At 74.0% G+C, this 3,028-nt stretch carries 2 protein-coding genes; both read left to right on the top strand.

Annotated features, from left to right (window positions below):
* The coding region (locus tag AOK18_RS09545; protein WP_055694022.1) for an RNA degradosome polyphosphate kinase at positions 1–2,009 on the top strand (2,009 nt) is incomplete at its 5' end.
* Between the two features lie 130 nt (positions 2,010–2,139).
* On the top strand, positions 2,140–3,028 hold an 889-nt coding region (locus AOK18_RS09540), incomplete at its 3' end, for a CHAD domain-containing protein (protein ID WP_206281516.1).

Raw genomic sequence — 3,028 nt, 5'->3', positions numbered from 1 at the left:
TCCTGGAACTCGCCGAGGACCCGAGCACCCCCCTCCTCGAGCGGGCCAACTTCCTGGCGATCTTCGCCAGCAACCTGGACGAGTTCTTCATGGTCCGGGTGGCCGGCCTCAAGCGCCGCATCGCCACCGGCGTCGCCACCCGCTCCGCCTCCGGCCTCCAGCCGCGCGAGGTGCTGGAGATGATCTGGTCCCGTTCGCGCGAGCTGATGGCGCGGCACGCCGCCTGCTTCCACGAGGACGTCCTGCCCGGGCTGGCGGACGCGGGCATCAACCTGGTCCGCTGGAGCGAGCTGACGGAGAAGGAGCAGGCCCGCCTGTTCACCCTCTTCCGGCACCAGATCTTCCCCGTGCTGACCCCCCTGGCGGTCGACCCGGCGCACCCCTTCCCGTACATATCGGGACTGTCGCTGAACCTGGCCGTGATCGTGCGCAACCCGGTCACCGGTCACCGGCACTTCGCCCGGGTCAAGGTGCCGCCGCTGCTGTCCCGCTTCCTGGAGAGCTCCCCCGGCCGTTACGTCCCCGTCGAGGACGTCATCGCCGCCCACCTGGAGGAGCTGTTCCCGGGCATGGAGGTGCTCCAGCACCACGCCTTCCGGCTCACCCGCAACGAGGACCTGGAGGTCGAGGAGGACGACACCGAGAACCTCCTCATGGCCCTGGAGAAGGAACTCATGCGGCGCCGCTTCGGCCCGCCGGTGCGCCTGGAGGTCGAGGAGTCCATCGACCGCGACGTCCTGGACCTCCTGGTGCGCGAACTGAAGATCAGTGAGGCCGAGGTGTACCCCCTGCCGGGGCCGCTCGACCTCACCGGCCTGTTCCGGATCCACGGGCTCGACCGGCCGGAGCTGAAGTACCGGTCGTTCATCGCCGGCACGCACCGCGACCTCGCCGAGGTCGAATCGGCCTCCCCGCCGGACGTCTTCGCCGCGCTGCGCAGCCGGGACGTCCTGCTGCACCACCCCTACGACTCGTTCTCCACGTCCGTGCAGGCCTTCCTGGAGCAGGCCGCGGCCGACCCGGACGTCCTCGCGATCAAGCAGACCCTGTACCGGACGTCCGGCGACTCCCCGATCGTCGACGCGCTCATCGACGCGGCCGAGGCGGGCAAGCAGGTCCTCGTCCTGGTCGAGATCAAGGCCCGCTTCGACGAGTCCGCCAACATCAAGTGGGCGCGCAAGCTGGAGGAGTCCGGCTGCCACGTCGTCTACGGCCTGGTCGGCCTGAAGACCCACTGCAAGCTGTCCCTGGTGGTCCGCCAGGAGGGCGAGACGCTCCGGCGGTACAGCCACGTCGGCACCGGCAACTACCACCCGAAGACGGCCCGGCTCTACGAGGACCTCGGCCTGCTCACCGCCGACCCGCAGGTCGGCGCGGACCTCTCGGACCTGTTCAACCGCCTCTCCGGCTACTCGCGCCGCGAGACGTACCGGCGCCTGCTGGTCGCCCCCAAGTCCCTGCGCGACGGACTGGTCTCCCGGATCGACAAGGAGGCCCAGCACCACCGCGCCGGACGCCCCGCGTACGTCCGCATCAAGGTCAACTCGATGGTGGACGAGGCGATCATCGACGCCCTGTACCGGGCCTCGCGGGCGGGGGTGCCGGTGGACGTGTGGGTGCGGGGCATCTGCGCGATCCGGCCGGGCGTGGAGGGGCTGTCGGAGAACATCCGGGTCCGTTCCGTCCTCGGCCGCTTCCTCGAGCACTCCCGCATCTTCTCCTTCGGCAACGGCGGCGAGCCCGAGGTGTGGTTCGGCAGCGCGGACATGATGCACCGCAACCTGGACCGCCGCATCGAGGCACTGGTCCGGGTGACCGACCCCGCACACCGGGCGTCCCTGAACCGGCTGCTGGAGTCCGGTATGTCCGACACCGTCACGTCCTGGCACCTCGGCCCGGACGGCGAGTGGACGCGGCACGCGACGGACGCGGAGGGCCGGCCGCTGCGACACATCCAGGAGATGCTCATAGACGCCCGGAGGCGCCGGCGTGGCACAGCGACACCTTGACCCGACGGGCCCGAGGACCGGCTCGGGGCCGGGTCCGGGCCCCGGCCCGAAGACCGGACCGGCCACCGGTCCGGCGGGCGGCCCGGTGATCGGCCCGGCGGGCGGTCCGGCAGGCGGTCCGGCCGGTCCGGTGCCCGCGGAGGCCCTGGCGGGTTATCTGCGGGCCCAGGCCACCGAGTTCCTGCGCGCGCTGCGCCTCCACCGGGAGGCGGGGGCGGGCGCGGCGGCCTCGGAGGGTTCCGTCGAGGCGGCGCTCGCGCTGCGCCGGGCGGCCCGCCGGATCAGCGGCAGCCTGCACACCTTCCAGGCGGTCCTGGATCCCGGCTGGTCCGAGGCGATGCGCCCGGAGCTGGCCTGGGTCTCCGGCACCCTGGCGCTGGAACACGCCTGCTCGGCACGTCTGGAGCGGCTGCTCCAGGCACTGCACCGGCTGTCCGGCACGGGGGCGCTCCCGGCCCGGGGACCGGCCGGGGCGGGTGCGTCCGGCGGCCCCGGCAGGTCCGGCGCGGCGGCCCGGTCCTCCGCCCCGGCCGCGGTCGCCGCCCGGGGCGGCTCCCCCTCCGCGTCCTCCGCCGCCGGAACCACCACCGCCGCCCCCGAGCGCGGCAGCCTCACCGTGGGCGCCGCCAAGGCCGGCGCCCTGCTGGACCGGCAGCTCACCCTGGCCCGGACCCGGGCGCACTCCACGGCGCTCCAGGCGCTCGGCTCCTCCCGGTTCCACGCCGTCGCCGACAAGGTCGCCGTGCTGGCCAGCGAGGTCCCGCTGGCCCCGGCCGCCCCGGCCACCGACCTGCGCCCGCTGGCCGAGGCCGCGCGGGAACGGCTCGTGGACGCCGTCGCGGCGCTGCCCCTGCTCACCGCGGGCAGCCCGTACAACGCGGAGGCGCTGGTCCACGGGCTGTCCCCGGACCCGGCTCCGCATCCGCAGGACGCCCCCTGGCACCAGGTCCGCCTGCTGCTGCGCCTGCACCGGTACGCCCGCGAGGTGCTGCTCCGGGCCGCCGGGGCCGCCGAGGCCG

Origin of the sequence: Streptomyces prasinopilosus (genome assembly GCF_001419695.1) — a bacterium.
GTDB lineage: Bacteria > Actinomycetota > Actinomycetes > Streptomycetales > Streptomycetaceae > Streptomyces > Streptomyces prasinopilosus.
The sequence above is the reverse complement of the archived record's forward strand: the minus strand, read 5'-3'. Positions and strand labels throughout refer to the sequence as shown.